The following is a 1,407-nucleotide window of genomic DNA, read 5'->3' as shown; positions in this document are numbered from 1 at the left end:
CTCGTAATAGTGAAAGAGATATCGTCACTGGTCTTAAAGCTGGGGCAGACGATTACCTCACCAAGCCCTTTGGTATACAGGAATTTATGGCACGGGTGGAAGCCCTAATTCGTCGCCTCCGCATTACGGTAGCTCCCCTGTCTCTGGACTACGGTGATCTCAAAATTGATTTAGTCCAGCGTCGTGTCCGCTTCAAAGAAGAGTTTATTGACCTGACTCCACAAGAATTTAGTTTGCTCTATGTACTCGCCCAAGCAGAGGGAATGCCTTTGAGTCGCTCTGAATTATTGCGCCGCGCTTGGCCCAATGCTATTGACAATCCGCGCACCATCGATACCCACGTCCTTGCCCTACGCAAAAAAATAGAAACTGATCCTCGACAACCCAACATTATTCAAACGGTTCGCAATGTTGGCTATCGGTTTAATCAAGGCATAAACGAGAATAATCCAAAACTTGGGACAGAACTGGCAGCCCAAAAGATTTATTAATGGTTAATTAACCATTAACCATTAACCCTTAACCCTTAACCATTAAATCCTGATCAACCAGCGTCGCCGATACATCCCATAGAGAATCAACCACCACAACAGTACATTGACTATGGCAAAGATCAAAGAACCATTCATGGCTCCAGCCCACGACCGAAACAGATTTTCATAAATCCAAGTATAGGTACTCACAGCATTATCACCTGTCCCTACCTTAGTTCGATATAGGATGCGAACTACTAAACCAGATGCGACAAACAGAAAAATCGCATTTAACCCCATTACTTCTAACGGCCATCCCCATCTGCGAAATCCCCGCACTTCAATTAACTCATAACAAGCAGCTAGTAACAGCATCGACCAACCAGCAGAAAAGACTACATAGGAACTTGTCCATAACTGCTTGTTAATTGGGAACCAGAAATCCCAAACCCAGCCTAAACCAAGACAACCTACACCAAATAGTACTAATCCCAAACTAGTGCGGGACGGTATCGGTTGATGGCGTAGCCAGTCCCCAACGAAATAGCCAGCCAAGACAGTTACTACCGCTGGGAAGGTGCTAAACAGTCCTTCTGGATCAAATTGAGCTTGTTTATACAAATGGTTTGTTCCCAATACCATACGGTCGATATAGGCAGCAAAATTCCCTTCCGGTGTCAGATTACCAGCACCATAATCAGGAACTGGTACTAAAGACATCGCTGCCCAGTACCCTAGCAAAACTATTCCGGTCAGTACCCACAAACCCCGTCGTCTTAGATTTAGCACTGCTACAGCACTAAGGAAATAGGCAAGACTAATGCGCTGCAAGACACCCATAATCCGAATAGTATCCCAGTTGTAAGTCGGAAAACCATTGAGCAGTAAGCCTAGGGCAAATAGAATGGCACATCGCCTGCCACTACCTGCGGCC

The 1,407-nt window shown here is 45.6% G+C and carries 2 protein-coding genes; one reads left to right on the top strand and one right to left on the bottom strand.

The features are described 5' to 3' along the window. Window positions 1-491: winged helix-turn-helix domain-containing protein (locus F6K20_RS38530; RefSeq protein WP_287298446.1), on the top strand; the 491-nt coding region annotated here is incomplete at its 5' end. A 42-nt stretch (window positions 492-533) separates the two neighbouring features. Here the strand turns inward: F6K20_RS38530 and F6K20_RS38525 are convergent. Then, window positions 534-1,407, bottom strand: an 874-nt coding sequence (locus F6K20_RS38525; protein ID WP_287298444.1) for an acyltransferase family protein, incomplete at its 5' end; no start/stop codon positions are given.

The organism is Moorena sp. SIO2C4 (assembly GCF_010672485.1).
GTDB lineage: Bacteria > Cyanobacteriota > Cyanobacteriia > Cyanobacteriales > Coleofasciculaceae > Moorena > Moorena producens.
This window is presented reverse-complemented; position numbering and strand designations above follow the sequence as displayed.